Source organism: Pseudomonas sp. CFBP 8758, from assembly GCF_014841725.1.
In the GTDB taxonomy this organism is placed as follows: domain Bacteria; phylum Pseudomonadota; class Gammaproteobacteria; order Pseudomonadales; family Pseudomonadaceae; genus Aquipseudomonas; species Aquipseudomonas baltica.
In genome coordinates this window covers 744003-761406 of record NZ_JACYUK010000001.1, presented here as the reverse complement: position 1 = coordinate 761406, position 17404 = coordinate 744003, and the positions used below count along the sequence as shown (strand labels likewise).

The 17404-nt window shown below is 61.9% G+C and carries 16 protein-coding genes and 1 pseudogene; 10 read left to right on the top strand and 7 right to left on the bottom strand.

What is annotated here, in order from left to right; translation table 11 throughout:
• Positions 1 to 59: 59 nt before the first annotated feature.
• Positions 60 to 2171 carry a TonB-dependent siderophore receptor gene (locus tag IFT75_RS03680; protein WP_192053381.1) on the top strand — a complete coding sequence of 704 codons (2112 nt, stop codon included), beginning with the start codon at positions 60 to 62 and terminating at the stop codon, positions 2169 to 2171.
• 63 nt (positions 2172 to 2234) lie between these two features.
• Here IFT75_RS03680 and IFT75_RS03675 read toward each other — a convergent pair whose 3' ends face one another.
• On the bottom strand, positions 2235 to 4127 hold the full coding sequence (locus tag IFT75_RS03675; protein WP_192053379.1) for a methyl-accepting chemotaxis protein: 1893 nt from the start codon (positions 4125 to 4127) through the stop codon (positions 2235 to 2237).
• Between the two features lie 234 nt (positions 4128 to 4361).
• Between IFT75_RS03675 and IFT75_RS03670 the strand changes: the two genes are divergently transcribed.
• Positions 4362 to 4895, top strand: a complete 534-nt coding sequence (locus IFT75_RS03670) for a cytochrome b (protein ID WP_122475824.1) — start codon at positions 4362 to 4364, stop codon at positions 4893 to 4895.
• Between the two features lie 22 nt (positions 4896 to 4917).
• On the opposite strand, the gene IFT75_RS03665 is transcribed toward IFT75_RS03670, so the two are convergent.
• Positions 4918 to 6405 carry a YdgA family protein gene (locus tag IFT75_RS03665; RefSeq protein ID WP_185794536.1) on the bottom strand — a complete coding sequence of 496 codons (1488 nt, stop codon included), beginning with the start codon at positions 6403 to 6405 and terminating at the stop codon, positions 4918 to 4920.
• Between the two features lie 325 nt (positions 6406 to 6730).
• Here IFT75_RS03665 and IFT75_RS03660 point away from each other — a divergent pair, with 325 nt between their 5' ends.
• Positions 6731 to 7096 carry a response regulator gene (locus IFT75_RS03660; RefSeq protein WP_122475828.1) on the top strand — a complete coding sequence of 122 codons (366 nt, stop codon included), beginning with the start codon at positions 6731 to 6733 and terminating at the stop codon, positions 7094 to 7096.
• Between the two features lie 13 nt (positions 7097 to 7109).
• Here the strand turns inward: IFT75_RS03660 and IFT75_RS03655 are convergent, their stop codons facing one another.
• The 3 genes from IFT75_RS03655 to IFT75_RS03645 all read right to left on the bottom strand — a co-directional run bounded on the left by IFT75_RS03655 (position 7110) and on the right by IFT75_RS03645 (position 9072).
• Positions 7110 to 7802: a GNAT family N-acetyltransferase gene (locus IFT75_RS03655; protein WP_192053377.1), complete on the bottom strand. Its 693-nt coding sequence runs from the start codon at positions 7800 to 7802 to the stop codon at positions 7110 to 7112.
• Between the two features lie 120 nt (positions 7803 to 7922).
• Positions 7923 to 8675, bottom strand: coding sequence for an SDR family oxidoreductase (locus IFT75_RS03650; protein WP_192053376.1), 753 nt, complete (start codon positions 8673 to 8675; stop codon positions 7923 to 7925).
• A gap of 22 nt (positions 8676 to 8697) precedes the next feature.
• A complete protein-coding gene (locus IFT75_RS03645) occupies positions 8698 to 9072 on the bottom strand; it encodes a hypothetical protein (protein ID WP_192053374.1) in 375 nt (124 codons plus the stop codon).
• Between the two features lie 180 nt (positions 9073 to 9252).
• Between IFT75_RS03645 and fnr the strand changes: the two genes are divergently transcribed.
• The 5 genes from fnr to IFT75_RS03620 all read left to right on the top strand — a co-directional run bounded on the left by fnr (position 9253) and on the right by IFT75_RS03620 (position 13454).
• Positions 9253 to 9987: a fumarate/nitrate reduction transcriptional regulator Fnr gene (fnr, locus tag IFT75_RS03640; protein ID WP_192053372.1), complete on the top strand. Its 735-nt coding sequence runs from the start codon at positions 9253 to 9255 to the stop codon at positions 9985 to 9987.
• 76 nt (positions 9988 to 10063) lie between these two features.
• Positions 10064 to 10612 carry an adenine phosphoribosyltransferase gene (locus IFT75_RS03635; protein ID WP_192053370.1) on the top strand — a complete coding sequence of 183 codons (549 nt, stop codon included), beginning with the start codon at positions 10064 to 10066 and terminating at the stop codon, positions 10610 to 10612.
• A gap of 107 nt (positions 10613 to 10719) precedes the next feature.
• On the top strand, positions 10720 to 11781 hold the full coding sequence (locus IFT75_RS03630; protein ID WP_185794531.1) for an SDR family oxidoreductase: 1062 nt from the start codon (positions 10720 to 10722) through the stop codon (positions 11779 to 11781).
• A 52-nt stretch (positions 11782 to 11833) separates the two neighbouring features.
• Positions 11834 to 12556, top strand: coding sequence for a CatB-related O-acetyltransferase (locus IFT75_RS03625; RefSeq protein WP_122475841.1), 723 nt, complete (start codon positions 11834 to 11836; stop codon positions 12554 to 12556).
• Positions 12557 to 12656: 100 nt separating this feature from the next.
• The gene (locus IFT75_RS03620; RefSeq protein ID WP_122475843.1) at positions 12657 to 13454 is read left to right on the top strand and encodes an SDR family NAD(P)-dependent oxidoreductase; all 798 of its coding nucleotides are present in this window, start codon (positions 12657 to 12659) and stop codon (positions 13452 to 13454) included.
• Between the two features lie 76 nt (positions 13455 to 13530).
• Here IFT75_RS03620 and IFT75_RS03615 read toward each other — a convergent pair.
• Positions 13531 to 14412: pseudogene (locus IFT75_RS03615) on the bottom strand (manganese catalase family protein).
• Between the two features lie 364 nt (positions 14413 to 14776).
• Complete coding sequence (locus IFT75_RS03610) at positions 14777 to 15676, bottom strand: DUF808 family protein (protein ID WP_192053368.1); 900 nt, start codon at positions 15674 to 15676, stop codon at positions 14777 to 14779.
• A 159-nt stretch (positions 15677 to 15835) separates the two neighbouring features.
• Here IFT75_RS03610 and IFT75_RS03605 point away from each other — a divergent pair, with 159 nt between their 5' ends.
• The gene (locus IFT75_RS03605; RefSeq protein ID WP_122475848.1) at positions 15836 to 16441 is read left to right on the top strand and encodes a TetR/AcrR family transcriptional regulator; all 606 of its coding nucleotides are present in this window, start codon (positions 15836 to 15838) and stop codon (positions 16439 to 16441) included.
• Between the two features lie 86 nt (positions 16442 to 16527).
• Positions 16528 to 17343, top strand: a complete 816-nt coding sequence (locus IFT75_RS03600) for an ion transporter (RefSeq protein ID WP_122475850.1) — start codon at positions 16528 to 16530, stop codon at positions 17341 to 17343.
• Positions 17344 to 17404: the final 61 nt, after the last annotated feature.

The window sequence follows — 17404 nt, the reverse complement described above, 5'->3', positions numbered from 1 at the left end:
AGATGCACGTCGCGAATCATTACGTTATATTATAACTATAACATAATGGATCGTTGCACATGCGCTCACCTCGTTTTGCCCCCATGGCCGGCCTCGCCTTCAGCGTACTGGGGATGCCCTCCTACGCTGAAACCTCGCCCGAAACCCTCGAACTGGAAGCCATCAGCGTTACGGCGGGTGGCGATATGGAAACCGCGACCGGTCCGGTCACCGGCTACCGCGCGACCCGTTCGGGCAGCGCGACCAAGACCGATACCGCGATCAAGGACGTTCCCCAAGCGGTCAGCGTGATCCCGGTCCAGGTGCTTCAGGACCTGGGCAGCAGCAATGTGGAACGTGCCCTGCAATACGCCGGGGGTGTGTCCCAGCAGAACAACTTCGGCGGCCTGACGCTTTACGAATACAGCGTGCGCGGCTTCAGCACCTCGGAATTCTACCGCGACGGCTTCAGCGCCAACCGCGGCTACCCTGCGACCCCGGACGTTTCCAGCATCGAACGCATCGAGGTGCTCAAGGGCCCGGCTGCCAGCCTGTACGGACGTGGCGATCCCGGCGGCACGGTCAACATCGTCAGCAAGAAACCACAGGCCGAATCCTTCGCGCGCCTGTACGGCAGCGCCGGCTCCTGGGACCGCTATCGCACCAGCCTGGACCTGAACACCCCGCTCGATGCCGAGGGCCAGGTGCTGAGCCGGGTCAACCTGGCGGTGGAAGACAACCATAGCTTCCGTGACCATGTGCAGAGCAAGCGGGTGTACGTGGCGCCTTCGCTGAGCTGGCAGCTGGATCCGGACACCTCCTTGCTGGTGGAGGCCGAGCTGGTGCGCCACCAATCGGTGTTCGACCGCGGGGTGGTAGCGCCAGGCAATGGCTGGGGTGGAGGCTCGCGCCGGACCTTTCTCGGCGAGCCGAACGACGGTTTCATCGACAACGACAACAACCGCATCCAGGCCGCGCTGGAACACCGGCTCAGCGACGACTGGCAACTGCGCGTGGCCAGCCACTACAAACAGGGCGAGCTGAGCGGCGATGCCAGTGAGGCACGCGCGCTCAACGCTGACGGCCATACGGTCAATCGGCGCTTTCGAGAGCGCGACATGGATTGGCACGACAGCATCAGCCAGGTCGAGCTGCGCGGTTTCCTCGACACGGCCAGCGTGCAGCATGAACTGTTGATTGGCAGCGAATATGAGGATTACCGCAAGAACGAACGGGTGACCGCCACCGCAGGTGCCTACCGAATCGACATCTTCGACCCGGTGTACGGCCAGCCCAAACCCACAGGCGCGCGGTCGGGCTCGGATTTTCGCGAGCATGTGCGCAGCCACGCGCTGAACCTGCAGGATCAACTGGTGTTCAGCGACAAACTGCGCGGCATGCTGGGCATGCGCTATGAACATTTCGAACAGCGCATCGCCGACTACACCACCGGCAATCGCAACCTGCAGCGCCAGGATGCTTTCACCCAGCGCGCCGGGCTGCTCTACCAACTCACGCCGCAATGGGGGCTGTTCGCCAATGCCTCGACGTCGTTCAAGCCCAACAGCGGGCTGGATGCCGGCGGCAAGTCGTTCGACCCTGAAGAAGGCATGGGCTACGAGGCGGGGCTCAAGGCCGAGTTGTTCGACGAGCGCCTGAGCGCGACCCTGGCGGCGTTTCACATCGACAAAGAGAACGTGCTGGCGCTGGACCCGGCGAGCAACCTCAATCGCGCCATCGGCAAGGCACGCAGCCAGGGCGTCGACTTGCAGTTCAGTGGCCAGCTGACCGACTCACTACGCGTGATCGGCGCCTACGCCTGGATCGATGCCGAGGTCACCGAGGGCGACGCCAGCGTGCCCAAGGGCAGCCGCCTGCTTGGCGTGGCACGCAACAGCGCCAGCCTGCTGGGCGTCCATGAGTTTCAGGACGGGCCGTTGCGCGGTTCCGATATCGGCGCCGCGTTCACCTATGTAGGGGATCGGTCCGGCGAGTCGGGGGGTCGTTTCGAGTTGCCCGCCTATCACACGGTCGATTTGCTCGCGCATTACAAGGCCAGCGACAAGGTCACCCTGGGGGTCAACCTGAACAACCTGTTCGACGAGAAGTACTTCGAGCGATCCTACAGCAACTACTGGGCGATGCCCGGCGAGCCGCGCAACCTGACCTTGAGCGTGGCGGTGGATCTGTAGACAGCGCTTGCCAGGACGACGGCCTTATCTCTCAAGGCCGCCCTACCGGCGCATGCTCAGGCGTCAGATACGGAAACTGCCAACCAATTGCTTGAGGCGCAGCGCCTGCTGTTCGAGGTCGGCGCATGCACGCAGGGTGGACTGCAGGTTTTCCACACCTTCCTGATTGAGCGTGTTGATCTCGGTGATATCGACGTTGATCGATTCCACCACGGCAGTCTGCTCCTCGGTAGCGGTGGCCACCGACTGGTTCATGCCATCGATTTCGCCGATGCGCTGGGTCACGCTGACCAGACGCTCACCGGCCTGATTGGCGATGGTGACGCTGGACTCGCTCTGGCCTTGGCTTTCGTTCATCAGGATGACCGCCTGGCGTGCGCCCACCTGCAACTGCTCGATCATGCCCTGGACCTGCTGGGCCGATTCCTGGGTGCGGTGCGCGAGGTTACGGACTTCGTCGGCGACCACGGCAAAGCCCCGCCCGGCTTCGCCGGCGCGCGCCGCTTCGATCGCCGCATTGAGCGCAAGCAGGTTGGTCTGCTGTGAAATGCTGGTGATCACTTCCAGGATCTGACCGATGTTGACGGTGCTGGCGTTCAGGCTTTCGATGTTGCTGCACGAGCCGCTGATCTTCTGCGACAGCACGTTCATGGCGCTGATGGTCTGGCCGACCACCGCCTGGCCATCGGCGGCCAGGTTGCGCGCGGCACTGGAGTGCTGCGAAGCCAGGGCGGCGTTCTGGGCAATTTCCTGCGCGGCGGCGCCCAGTTCGTTGATGGCGGCGGCCACGCTGCTGGTGCGGTTGACCTGCTGATCGGAGTTGAGCATCGAGGAGTTCGAGGCACTGACCACGCGCAACGCCACTTCGTTGACCTGGCCAGTGGCCGAGGCTACCTCGCGGATCGAGTCATGGATGCGTTCGACGAAACGGTTGAACGAAAGCGCCAGGGCGCCGAACTCATCGGCGCTGTGCAGGGTGAGCCGACGGGTCAGGTCGCCCTCGCCTTCGGCGATGTCGTGCATGGCCCGGCCCATTGCGTGCAAAGGCTGCATCAGCAGGCGAATGAGCATGCCAAGCAAGGCGATGGTAAGGACCACGGCAATGACCGTAGCGATCACCGCCGAGCTGCGAAACTGGCTGAGCATCGAGTAGGCCTTGGCCTTGTCCATGCTCAAACCGATGTACCAGTCGACCGAAGGCAGCCCCTCGACCTTGGCGAAGGTCACGATGGACGGACGGCCATCGCGTTCGACCTCGGTGACGTCGCTGCCGATGCGCGGTGTGTGCTGAGGGTACACGTCCTTGAGTGACTTCATCACCAACTGGTTGTCGGGGTGGACCAGGATCTTGCCGTCGGCGCTGACCAGAAAGGCGTAGCCACTGCCGTCGAAGTCCAGCGAGTTGATGGTCTTGACCAGCGTCTCGAGGCTCAGATCCCCGCCCACTACACCGACCGGCTGACCATTGGCGCTCAGCGATGGGGTGGCGATAGTGAGGATGGTCTTGCCGTTCGCGGCATCGACGTAAGGTTCGGTGAGGATGGTCCGGCGCGCGTTCATGGCGTCGGTGTACCAGGGACGGGTGCGCGCATCGTAGCCTTCGGGCATGGTATCGGGCGGCTCGAGGAAATAACCTCCCGAGACATTGCCCAGATAGGCAAACTCGAAGTTGGCCAGCAAGGTCTTCTGCTTGAGCAACGCGCCTATGGCCTCGGGACTGGGGTTGAGGGCAACGCTCTCGGCCAGGGTTTCGGCCAGCAGGATGCGTCCCGAGAGCCAGTGCTGGATGTTCGTGGCAGTGCCACTGCCCATTTCGTGCAGATAGCTTTCAAGGTCGGCACGAATGGCATTGCGCTGCAGGTAATCGTTATAGAACGTGAACAACGCGAAGGCTGCGGTCACGATGAGCGAAGCGGCCAGGAGAATCTTGTGGCTGAATTTCAGGGTTTTTTGCATGGCCGGTAGGTCCGCTGTGATGTTGCACGGGCTATCGGCAAATATGTGACAGTATTTAGCGTGGATCCAATAATAGCCTGATGCCACTAGTCATTTCCGACTGTCGGTAGTTATTTCCATAACACGATGTGTCGGATTGACTGACGGTTGGGCTTTGACAAACAGTGACACCGCCCGGGTCGATCGGTCCAACCGGGCACTGCAGGTGACTGTCACGTATTGAGGAGTAAGTGCATGGCTATCGAACGCTATAACGGCTTTGCCCAGGCCCTGCATTGGCTGACGGTCGCTGCGCTGTGCCTGGTGCTGCCGTGCGTGTGGGTAGCGGAGAATTTTCCGCCCGGTCCGGTACGGGTGCTCTGGTACCTGGCACATGAATCCATGGGCATCAGTGTCGCCCTTCTGGTGCTGATCCGGCTGACCTGGCGCTGGCGCCACCGGGCGCCAGCCTATCGAGCGGAGATCGGTGCCGGTACGCGGGTATTGGCCCATCTGAATCATGGCTTGCTGTACGCCGTGTTACTGACCATGCCAGTGACCGGCTACCTGATGGCCGGCAATGGCCAGGACGTGCCGTTTTTCGGGCTGGTGTCGCTGCCTGGGTTCGTCCAGAACGAGGCGCTGGGTAAATTCGCCAACACCGTACATGTGTGGGGGCAATTCGCGCTGTACGGATTGATCATCATGCATGTCGCCGCCACGGTATGGCACGTGGCGGTGCGCCGGGACGGCATGCTCGAGCGGATGCTGCCGCCGCAACGCGACTGACGCGTACGGCGGCCGCCTGCCGTCAGCGCTGACCGATGCTGCTGAACTGTCCGAGCATCTGCGCGAACTGCGACAGGGGCATCTTCTGGCCGTTGAAATCCACCACGGCATCGCTGTAACGCAGGCTGGCACGTAAATGCTCGCCTTCGTCCTTGACCAGCCCGAGCATCTGCCCCAGCCCGGCGACGGTAGCGCTCAGATCCCGTCCGGCCTGTTCCACACGGGCCGGGTCCGTCTGCCCCTGGAGCCTGGCCTGCAGGCTGCCGACGTCTGCCAGCATCGGCTTGGACAGTTGCAGATCCGCCTGCACATTGGCGATGAGTGCGGGCCAATAGGCTGGCGAGCCAGGTTTGGCCGGCGCGGGATTGGCCAGGCGAGCCGTCATACTCAAATGACTTTCGCCGTGGTCGGTGGCCAGGCTCAAGCGTTCCAATTGCAACTGGGGCTTGGCATCCAGCAGCCTGCCGATGAGCGTTTCCAATTGTTGCCGCTGGGCAATGCTCAAGCGCAAGGGTGGCAATGTTCCATCTGGCAAAGGTGTCTGCCACTGCGGCGCGATGACCGTTCGATAGAAATCACCGAATTCCCGACTGGCAACGATATCGAGGTTGGCCAGCTTGATGCTCATCTGCAGCGCGCCGACTGGTCGGCTGGCATAGTTCACGGCGCCGATACTGTAGCTGGCCTGGACGTCAAGCTTGCCCTCCACTTCCTGCATCAGGCCGGAAGCGGCAAGGTTTTCCACCTGGACGGGTGCGATCTCGGCGCCCTGCAGACTGGCCTGGGCCAGTTTGAGTTCCGAGTGCCCCAGGTACAGGCCAGAGGTACCCAGGGTGCCGCCGGTATCGAAGCTCAAGCCTTTGAATTGCGCCTGCAGGCGACCTGCCTGGCCTTCGATGTCGGCCAGCAGTTCTTCGCTGCGGCCGGTCAGGCTGTAATGGCTGGCGTCGGCGCTCAACACCAGGCGGGCGTTCAAGCCGGAAAATTTCACGGTGTCGTTGCCCTCGCGGGCGTCGAGCGGCAACAGTTGCAGGCGCGTGTCACTGGCACCGTCGTAACCGATGCTGGCCTGACCGCGCAACGGCGGCTGCTCCTGACTCATGGCAAACCAGGCTTGGGTGTCGGCGTTGCGCTCGAGGGCGAAGTTGCTCGCGGCCATCACCGGCATCAACCTGAACGTTTTCAGGTGTGACCAGGGCAGCGGCCCGTGCTCGATATGATCGATCAGCAACAACTCGCGGTTTTCGGGCCCACCCTCGGCCTGCATGCCGTGAAGTCTGAGTCGGTAGTGCGCGGTGCTGGTGAAGAAATACCGCTCCAGGGACAGCAATTCGATCTGCATGCCCGGCTGGCCGTCGACGCTGAAGGAGGCAGCCAATTCGCGATTGGCCTGCTCGATGGCATTGCCGAGGACCGGCTCCAACTGGGTGCCAGTATACCAGGCGCCACCCAGGGTGGCGGCCGCAGCCATGACGACGATGCCGGCGATGATGCCTGTTGCTTTGTTCATGATCGGACTCATTCGAAAGAATACCGCTGCACCCGCAGCACTGCCGCCCAGGGCGCTAGCAAAACGGCCACGGCGCAGCGCCGGGCCGCAGGTTAGCACCTGCGCTTAGTCACCGGCCAGCCAGGCAGTGGCTCGTCCGACGGCAAATTGCTACCGATGATGACTTTGGTCGCGGCCGCGGAAACGCGCCGTTTTCTTTGCATATCCGTAACTTGTGCGCAACAGTTTATGCCCTTTCGTCAGTCTTTTTTTTAAGGCACAGAACCCTTGCGCGTTGCGTCAGTCGACTGTTCAGACGCTTACGCATCATTGAAGGGACGCCCCCATGACTACCGCCTCTATTCTAGTCCTTGAAGATGAGGACCTTATCCGCCTCCTGCTGACGACGGTGCTCGAAGATGCAGGTTTCGAGGTGACGGCATTCGCAACCGCCGACCAAGGCTACGACTTTCTCGAGACGCATCCGGGAGAAGTCAACATGGTCGTCAGCGATATCCGTATGCCGGGGCATATGGACGGCTACGACTTGAGCAAGATGGCCGCCGAGCGCTGGCCTACCCTGCCGATTCTGTTGACCTCCGGTTACTCGGGTCGCGACCTGGATCTGGGGCCGAATGTTCAGTTTCTGCCAAAGCCGTGGACCAACGAACGGCTGTTGAGCAAGGTGACGACCTCACTGCACATGCATTGATGGGTAAAGCACCTCAACATGGCTTGCCTTGCAGGGCATCCCTGGCGAATGTCGCTGCCTGGCGCGTCATTTGGTCGAGCTGGCGGTCACGTTTTCGTTCGGCCTCGAGCATGGCTTTACGCCCATGCTGATTGAGCAGATAGGCATGAATCTGGCGGACCTCCAGCGAAGCGTAGACAGGTGCGACATCCAGCACGGCAATGGGTTGGTCGGTTGCCCCGCCATCGCTGCTCAGCTTGACCTGCGGGCCCTGCGCGCCGATCACCTGAAAGCCCAGATTCTCGAACCAGGGCACCTTGCCCAGTACGCACGCCAGTTCGACGTGGGCATGACGCACCCGGATGGCCTCGACTAACGGCCGCGCCACTCCCTGCCTGCGCCGCGCCATGCGCACTGCCATGTAGGCCACCGTGCACACTGCGGGGTCATGGGCGGCTCGCAGGAACAAGGCGAAGCCGTCGAGCGTTTCCGGTTGCGCAGGGTCGAACGCCAGCACCAGCTCCGGTATTACCTCACGCCCTCCGGCCATCGCTTCCAGGTACAGATGCACTTCATAGCCGACGCCGTACTGGTACAGCTGGTACAAAGGGTTGCTCGGGGTGATGCCCAGGCTGCTGATGTCGGTAAGGTAGTCGACCACCATCTGCAGCAATTGGCTCTTGACGTCTTCGGACGGCGCGCAGGTGGAGTGATGGATCAGTGACATCGGTAGCAAGGCTCCGGCAGGACGTACACAGGTGAAAGTGCACGAATGATAAACCGTACCTTGCCTGGATCGACAGTGGCACGTGCCCGCCAGCCAGGCGACGGGCTGGTAGAGCGCACTTCAGCCGCGGCCAACGAACGGCATGTTGGTAGCCATGACGGTCATGTTGAGTACGTTGGCCGATAGAGGCAGCTTGGCGATATAGCGAACCGCGTCGACAACGTGAACCATATCGACCATGGGTTCGACGGCGATGTCGCCATTGGCCTGGCGAACACCCTTGGTCATGCGCGCCGACAAATCGGTGAGGGCGTTGCCAATGTCGATCTGGCTGCAGGCGATGTTGAACTCGCGACCATCGAGCGCAAGGCTTTTGGTAATGCCCAGCACGGCGTGCTTGCTGGCGGTATAGGGCATGCTGAAACTGCGTGGCGTGTGCGCCGAGATCGACCCGTTGTTGATGATCCGGCCACCTTGCGGCTGCTGTCGGCGCATCAACCCGAACGCCGCGCGACAACACAGAAAAACCCCGGTGACGTTGGTCTGCAGTACGTCGGCCCATTTGGCCACGTCCAGCTCGTCGATGGGCACTGCGGGCGCGCCGATACCGGCATTGTTGAAGATGACGTCAAGGCGCCCGTAAGTCTCTTCGACCCTGGAGAACAACGCGTCCACGCTGGCACTGTCACGCACATCGGCCGCCACGGCCAGGGCTTCACCGCCCTGCTCGGCGATCTTCCGAGCCACGGCCTGCACGGTCTCCAGACGTCTGCCTGCCAGCACCACGCAGAAGCCGTCGGCTGCCAAACCGAGGGCCGTTGCCTGGCCAATGCCGCTGCCGGCACCTGTCACCAACGCTATCTTCTTCGACATACTTGTCTCTCCGGTTTCGGGATCAGTTGCTGTCCGCTGCGCGCCCCTTGCGTTCCTGGATCATCTGCTCACCGCTTTGCTGGCGCTGCTGCTGGAGCATATCGCCGCCTTCAGGCGATGCCGAGGGCGCAGGCCTTGGGATCGTACTCGAACTTCGAGTGGCCGGCGCGCGATTCATGCCGCTGGAGGGTTTGCGCGTGGTGTTGGCCTGGGGCTGCGCAGTGCCGGGTGTCGAGGCGGTGCCAGGTGCCGGGGCCGTGGTGCTTGCGGGGCTGGCAGCGGAACCCGGCGCCGGGCTCGAGGCACTGACGCCCGGCGCAGCCCCCACACCGCACGAGGCAGCGAAGAGCATTCCAACCAGGCCGGTGTACTTCAGGGCATGCAAGAGCGCTTTCATGGATGTCTACCTCGGGCAATGACGTGATGGGTTTCCTGTTGTAGCTGAGCCCGTTGGCCACCTGTAGTTCCCTGGGTGCGCCGAGCGTGCAGGCGGTTGTTGGCTTGCAGGCGCGCGGCTGGGTTACCCTTGCAGGGATGAACTTGCACTTATCAATACGTTTCAACAAGGATCGAAGCAATGTCCGAGCCGGCGAAAAACCGCGCCCCTCATCAGGCCCACTGCAAGGACTGCAGCCTGGCGCCGCTGTGCCTGCCGCTGTCACTGGAACTGGCCGACATGGATGCGCTGGACGACATCATCAAGCGCGGCCGCCCGCTGAAGAAGGGTGAGTTCCTGTTTCGCCAGGGGGAAGCCTTCGCAGCCGTATATGCCGTGCGTTCCGGTGCCTTGAAGACGTTCAGCCTGAGCGACAGGGGTGAAGAGCAGATCACCGGATTTCATTTACCCAGCGAACTGCTGGGGTTGTCCGGGGTGGACCGCCTGGTGTATCCAGTGACCGCGCAGGCACAGGAAACCACGTCGGTGTGCGAGATTCCTTTCGAACGCCTCGACGAGCTGTCGGTGCAACTGCCGCAGCTGCGTCGCCAGCTGATGCGGGTGATGAGTCGCGAGATCCGCGACGATCAACAAATGATGCTGCTGCTGTCGAAAAAGACCGCCGAGGAGCGTCTCGCGACCTTCCTGGCCAATCTGTCGGCCCGGCACACTGCACGCGGCTACTCGGCGGTGCAGTTTCGTCTGAGCATGTCGCGCAACGAGATCGGCAACTTCCTGGGCATGGCGATGGAAACGGTGTCGCGGGTGTTCACTCGGTTCCAGCACGGTGGGCTGCTCGAAGCGCACGGCAAGGAAGTACGCATCCTCGATGCGCAACGCCTGTGCGCCGTGGCCGGTGGCACGGTGCTCGAATGAGCACGGCAGGTGGGGCAGTACTGGCCACCACTGAGGGTTATACTGCACGACCCCTGCCCTGCCAGAGCTACGACCGATGGTTTTCGACGAACACAGCTTCAAATCCCTGATCCGCCCTGTGCCGGATTTCCCCAAGCCCGGCGTGGTGTTTCGTGACATCACCCCGCTGTTCCAGTCGCCCAAGGCTCTGCGCCTGGTGATCGACAGTTTCGTGCACCGCTACATCGACGCCCCGTTCAGCCATATCGGCGCCATGGATGCGCGCGGTTTTCTGATCGGTTCCATCGTTGCCCACCAGCTGAACAAGCCGCTGATTCTGTTCCGCAAGCAAGGCAAGCTGCCCGCCCATGTGCTCAGCGAGGGTTACCAGACCGAATACGGCGAAGCGTTTCTGGAAGTGCATGCCGACAGCCTGTGCGAAGGCGACTCGCTGGTGCTGTTCGACGACTTGATCGCCACCGGCGGCACCCTGATCGCCGCGGCCAATCTGGTTCGGCGCATGGGGGCCGAGGTGTTCGAGGCCGCCGCGATCATCGACCTGCCCGAGTTGCAAGGCTCGCAGCGTCTGCAGGACGCCGGCGTGGGCACCTTCTGCCTGACCCGCTTCGCGCTCGACGACCGCTAGCGCTCGTTGCAGCACCACTGCGACGTCGCACCACAGGCCATCCGATGCAGTCCCCGGCGGGATGTTGCGGTCCACATCCACAGCATCCACTCACACCTGGAGACGACATGACTCATTCTGCATTGGTAGTAGGCGCAAGCGGTATCGTCGGCAGCGCGACTTCGCGACTGCTGCTGGATCAGGGTTGGCAGGTTGCCGGACTGGCGCGCAAGCCCAACGTGGCCGAAGGGGTTACCCCTGTGCAGGCCGACCTGATGGACCCAGCCTCCCTGGCCACGGCACTGGCCGAGCTGAAGCCCAGCCACGTGTTCTTGACCACTTGGGCTCGCCAGGATACCGAAGCGGAGAATATCCGTGTCAACGCCGCCATGGTGCGCAACGTGCTCGATGCGCTGCGCGCGGCGGGCAGCGTCAAGCATGTAGCCTTGGTGACCGGCCTCAAGCACTACTTGGGCCCGTTTGAAAACTACGGCAAGGGCAGCCTGCCACAGACGCCCTTCCGTGAAGAACAAGGCCGCCTGGACGTCGAGAACTTCTATTACGCCCAGGAAGACGAAGTGTTCGCCGCCGCCGAGCGCGATGGCTTCACCTGGAGCGTGCATCGCCCCCACACCATCACCGGTGTCGCGGTGGGCAACGCCATGAACATGGCAACCACCCTGGCGGTGTACGCGTCGATCTGCAAGGCCACCGGGCGGCCGTTCGTGTTCCCCGGTTCGCGCGTGCAGTGGGACAGCCTGACGGACATGACCGATGCTCGCCTACTGGCCAAACAACTGCTGTGGGCCAGCACGACGCCTGCCGCGGCCAATCAGGCGTTCAACGTGACCAACGGCGACGTGTTTCGCTGGAGCTGGATGTGGCAGCAGATCGCCGACTGGTTCGGTGTGCAGGCTTCGCCCTTTCCGCAGCAGGTCACGCCCCTGGCCGAGCAGATGGCCGACGATGCGGCGGTGTGGCAGCAGCTGGCTCAGGAGCATGGCCTGCTGGAAGCCGATATCGACCGCCTGGTTTCACCTTGGCACACCGACGCCGACCTGGGCCGGCCCATCGAAGTGGTGACCGACGTTTCCAAGAGCCGCCGCTTGGGCTTCAAGGAGTTCCAGGCGAGTGACCAGGCGTTCTTCGATGTGTTCGAGAAGCTGCGCAGCGAGCGTCTGATTCCCTGAGGCGACGTATGAGATATGCTGGCGGTCTGCCTCACTGATTCGGACCCACGCAATGAACGTTCTCAAACGCGCCCTGCTCGACCGCAAGCTGAAGAAGGCCCTGGCGGCACTCAAGTGTCGCCTTGACTGCGGCAGCCGGGGCCTGCGCAATGGTATCGAGCTGACCCTGGAAGAAGGCGTCAAGCTGCATGACGTCAAGCTGTTCGGGCAGCGCCTGAGCATTGGTGCACACACCGCCATCATGAGCGGTGCCGAGTTGCACGAGGTGTCCGAGATCGGGCGCTACTGCTCGATTGCGGCCGGCACGGTCATCGGTCACAGCCGCCAGTCCCACCCGCTGGGCTGGCTGTCTACCCATAGCAAACTCTTTTCCCTGCGGGCGGCCCGTACTCCCGAAGTGGCCGGCTACTACGTCAGTACCCCGACCACCTTGGGCCATGACGTGTGGATCGGGCGCGACGCCATGCTCATGGACGGCATCAGCATCGGCACGGGTGCCGTGGTTGGGGCTCAGTCGCTTGTGAACAAGGACGTACCGCCTTACGCCATCGTCGCCGGCACGCCGGCACGGGTTATTCGCTACCGCTTCGACCCCGAAACCATCGAGCGGCTGCTCGCCAGCCAATGGTGGGAGCTGCCGCCTGAGGCGTTGGCGGAACTGCCCATGGAACAGCCCCAGGCGCTGCTCGAGACGCTGGCCGACACGCCTCCAGCCAGCCTGAAGCCGCGCAGGATCAAGCTGCACAGCGCAACATGGCGCATCGAAACGCTCTGACCTGCGGCAGCTGCCGGCTCTCATCCATGAAGAATGATTGAATCCCGGCTGTGACGTGCCTGTCTCAACTGCACATTCATTGCGCGAACGAGAGGCCGGTATGGACCTGGGAATCAAGGGGCGTGTGGCGCTCATCACTGGCGGCAGCGGCGGCCTGGGCCTGGCAACTGCGAGGCTGCTGGGCGAGGAAGGCGTTTTTGTCGTGTTGAGCGACAACGATGCAGACAAGCTCGAGCAAGTAGCCGCCCTGTTGCCCGAGACAGTGCTGAGCGTGGTAGCCGATGTGACCGACCAGCAGCAGGTCGACCATCTCGTGGCTCAAGCCGAAGCACGCTTTGGCCAGATCGACATTGTCGTCCACACCGCTGGCGTCACCGGGGCCAAGGGCGACCCACTGGCTTTGTCCGACGCCGATTACCAGGAAGCCTGGAGCACTGACTTCTTTTCCGCCGTCCGCGTGGCGCGGGCCACCATTCCGAAAATGCGTGAGCGAGAGTGGGGACGTTTTGTCTGCATTACCTCGGAGAATGCGGTGCAACCGTACTGGGAGGAAGCGGTGTACAACGTGGCCAAGGCTGCGCTGGCGGCGTTCGTCAAGAACCTGTCCTACAAGGAAGCGGGATTCGGCGTGCTGTGCAACACCGTCGCGCCTGCCTTCATCGAGACGCCCATGACCGATGGCATGATGGAGCAGCGCGCGCAGCAGATGGGCACCTCATTCGAGGAGGCGATCGAGAGTTTTCTCGAAGAGGAACGCCCTGGCATCGTGCAAAAACGTCGGGGCAAGGCCGAGGAAGTCGCTGCGGTGATCGCGCTGCTGGTGTCGGAGCGAGCGTCATTCGTCAATGGCAGCAATGTGCGCGTCGACGGTGGCTCGGTGACAGCCGTGCAGAACTGAAACCTGTGATGAAAAAACCTCCCGGCAGGCGTACTGCAGGGAGGTTTTTTCTTGCGGCGCGATAGCCGAGCGGCAATCAGGCCAAATCGTTTTGCGCCTTGCCAGAACCCAGGTCCGCGCCGGTAACCGGGTTGGCGTCCGGATCGGACTCGGTACGCAACTTCAACGCTTCCAGCACCTTGGCATCCTTGGCGCTCAATACCACCGACGCACTGCCGTCACCGCCGTCCACGGCCGGTTCCGGCTCGGCCACGAACTCCCACTCTTCACCCTGGTTCCACGGGCCGCGTACATTGGGTTCGCCGGACATATTGAAGTACTTGTTGGTGAACTCCGGCATGCCTGGCAACTTGCCTTGGGGAAAGTTGGGTTGAATGGCATGCAATGCGTTTTCGAATGACAACTGGTGGGCGATTTCCCGAGTCATCAAGAATCCCAATGCTTCTTTCACGCCTGGATCGTCGGTGACATTCATCAAGCGCTCGTAAACAATCTTTGCCCGTGATTCAGCGGCAATATTGGAGCGCATATCGGCAGTCGGTTCGCCGATGGTATCTATATAAGCAGCGGTCCAAGGAACGCCTGCGGAGTTCGTCAGGGGAGCACCGGCGCCATACAGCGGGCTGGTGATATGGGAATCATTGCCCGCACCATTGATTGCACGGTACAACTCGCCTTCTTCCTGAACACCTTCTGCCAACTGGCCTTTTGCGCCCTTGTTGAGCATGACGATGATCGAACCGACGATCTCCAGATGGCTGAGTTCCTCGGTGGCGATGGACATCAGCAGATCCTTGCGGCCCGGATCATCCTCGGCCAGGGCCTAGGTAAAGTAACGTGCCGCCGCGGCCAGTTCACCCTGGGCACCGCCGAATTGCTCCAGCAACAGGTTGGCCAAACCTGGATTGGGTGCCGCGACACGCACGGTGTATTGCAAACGCTTGTTGTGCAAGAACATTGTGGTTTCCTCAGGCTGATCTAATTATGAACCGGCACACGCTCGCTTCCGATGGAGAGGAGACTTCGGAACAGCACCATCATAGGTAGGAAACAACAACACCCGGTTAATCCCATTTAATTGTCGCTACCGGATCAATGGTTGTATGGGCAAAGAATAACTACTGGCCTATTGATTTGAACAACAGCACTCATAGTTTGCGTGCGATATATATTAAATAGTTTAAAACTTACACCTATACCACGCACCAATACCGACCCTGTAGCAGCGGCGCAAGCCGCGTCAGCGGCCCACACGGTGAGCCGGGAGCACACTGTCGCGCCCAGACTCAGCATGCCCCGCCGCCACGATGACATTCGATCAGTCAGTGGGATGTCCCGAAGAGTTTCTTGCCCAGGCTTACCACTGCCAATACCGCGGCGCCGGTAAGAATGCCGGTCAGCGCGTCGACCAGAGTGCTCGCCACCGTGCCCATCAGACCACCGCCAGCCAGCGCCACCGCCGCCTCACTGAGGTGATGCACGAACGGCAGGCCATGCGCGATGATTCCGCCGCCCACCAGAAACATGGCAATGGTGCCCAGTATCGACAGTAGCTTCATCAGCACGGGCGCCAACCACAGTAGCCCGTTGCCCAGCGCCTGACTGGCCGCGCCGGTCTTCTGCTTGAGGTAGAGGCCAACGTCGTCGAGTTTGACGATGCCGGCCACCAGCCCATATACACCTACGGTGATCAGCACAGCAGTGATCACCAGCACGCCGACCTGGTCCAGGAATGGCCTGGTGGACACCACGCCCAATGCCAGCACGATTATCTCCGCCGAAAGAATGAAGTCGGTGCGCACCGCACCTTTGATCTTGTCCTTCTCGAACGCCACCATGTCGACCTTGGCATCGGCCATGGCGGCCTTGCGCTGCTCGAGGTCGGCTGCCGAATCCTTGTGCAGGAACTTGTGCACGACCTTCTCGAAGCCTTCGAAGCACAGGTACGCGCCGCCGATCATCAACAGCGGCGTGATCAGCCAGGGCGCGAATGCGCTGATCAACAGCGCTGCAGGTACCAGGATCGCCTTGTTCAGCAGGGAACCCTTGGCCACCGCCCAGACCACCGGCAGTTCACGATCCGCCTTGACCCCGGTGACCTGTTGGGCATTGAGCGCCAGATCGTCGCCCAGCACCCCGGCGGTTTTCTTCGCGGCCAGGGAAACGTCGTCGAGCAGAGTCGCGATATCGTCGAGAAGCGTCAGCAAATTGCCTGCGGCCACGGGGAGCATCCTCATGAGTAAGTTAGGTGGCTGACGCACGGGGGTCGGCTAAGTTCCCTGCCGGGCCATTGTTGAGGGCCCGGCAACGCCGGTGCTACCATCGCGGACCCTGCAGCACAGCCGGGGTCCACTGCGCAGAAACAAGGACTTTTGCCCACCATGAGCAGTATTCGCGAGCGCAACAAGGCACTGATTCTGCGCGCGGCCAGTGAGGAATTCGCCGACAAGGGTTTCGCCGCCGCCAAGACCCACGACATCGCCAGCAAGGCCGGCGTGCCCAAGCCCAACGTCTACTACTACTTCAAGTCCAAGGAAAACCTCTACCGCGAGGTGCTGGAAAGCATCATCGAGCCGATCCTGCAGGCGTCCACGCCGTTCGATACGGCAGGCGAGCCGCAGGAGGTGCTGCGTGCCTATATCCGCTCCAAGATCCATATCTCCCGCGCCCTGCCCTTCGCCTCGAAAGTGTTCGCCAGTGAAATCATGCACGGCGCGCCGCACCTGAGCGCCGATCAGGTGGAGCTGCTCAATGCCCAGGCCCGGCACAACATCCAGTGCCTGCAGAGCTGGATCGATCGCGGCCAGATCGCCCCGGTCGACCCCCATCACCTGATGTTCAGCATCTGGGCCGCAACCCAGACCTACGCCGACTTCGATTGGCAGATCGCTTCGATCACCGGCAAGGCGAAACTGGACGACGCCGATTACGAAGCCGCCATCGACACCATCACGCGCCTGGTGCTCAAAGGCTGTACGCCGGATTAGCCCAGCCTGGGCAAGGCTTGGCGCACGGCCTTGCACCTGCGCGGCAAAGCTCCTACGCTGTGCGCCTCTTCGGGAAGCACCTTTCTATGACCACTCTGCGTGATCGCCTGTACGTCGTCGTTTTTCAAAGCGACACCCCTGCCGGACGGCGCTTCGACAAGACCTTGTTGCTGATCATTCTCGCCAGCCTGCTGGTGGTGATCATCGACAGCGTCGAGACCGTCCACAGCCAGTATGCCGACCTGTTCGCCTGGATCGAATGGGGCTTCACTTTCATCTTCGCCGTCGAATACCTGCTGCGCCTGTACTGTTCGCCCAAGCCTCTGCGCTACGCGTTCAGCTTCTACGGCCTGATCGACCTGCTGGCGATCGTGCCCGGCATCCTGGCCATCTACTACAGCGACGCCCAGTACCTGATGATCGTACGCGTGGTGCGCATGCTGCGGATCTTCCGCGTACTCAAGCTCAGCCCTTATCTGAAGCAGGCCAACTACCTGCTGGCAGCCCTGCGCGGCAGCAAGCAGAAGATCATCGTGTTTCTGGTCAGCGTCAGCACCCTGGTCACGGTATTCGGCACTTTGATGTATGTGGTCGAAGGGCCGCAGAATGGCTTCGCCAACATTCCCACCGGCATCTACTGGGCCATCGTCACCCTGACCACCGTCGGCTACGGCGACATCGTGCCTACCACGCCGATCGGCCAGGTGCTCTCGGCCATGGTGATGATCACCGGTTATTCGATCATCGCGGTGCCCACCGGCATCTTTACCGCCGAACTGGCCAACGCCATGCGTGGCGAGGGCCTGCAGCACGAGTGCGCGGTGTGTCACAAAGGCAGCCATGAGCAGGCAGCGTCCTTCTGCTCGCAATGCGGCAATGCCTTGTTCAAAAAAGCGCTATAAGCACAGCAGTTTTTGATCTAACCGTGCCCAGCCTGTCGAGGCAGCGGCGCAGGCATAATGC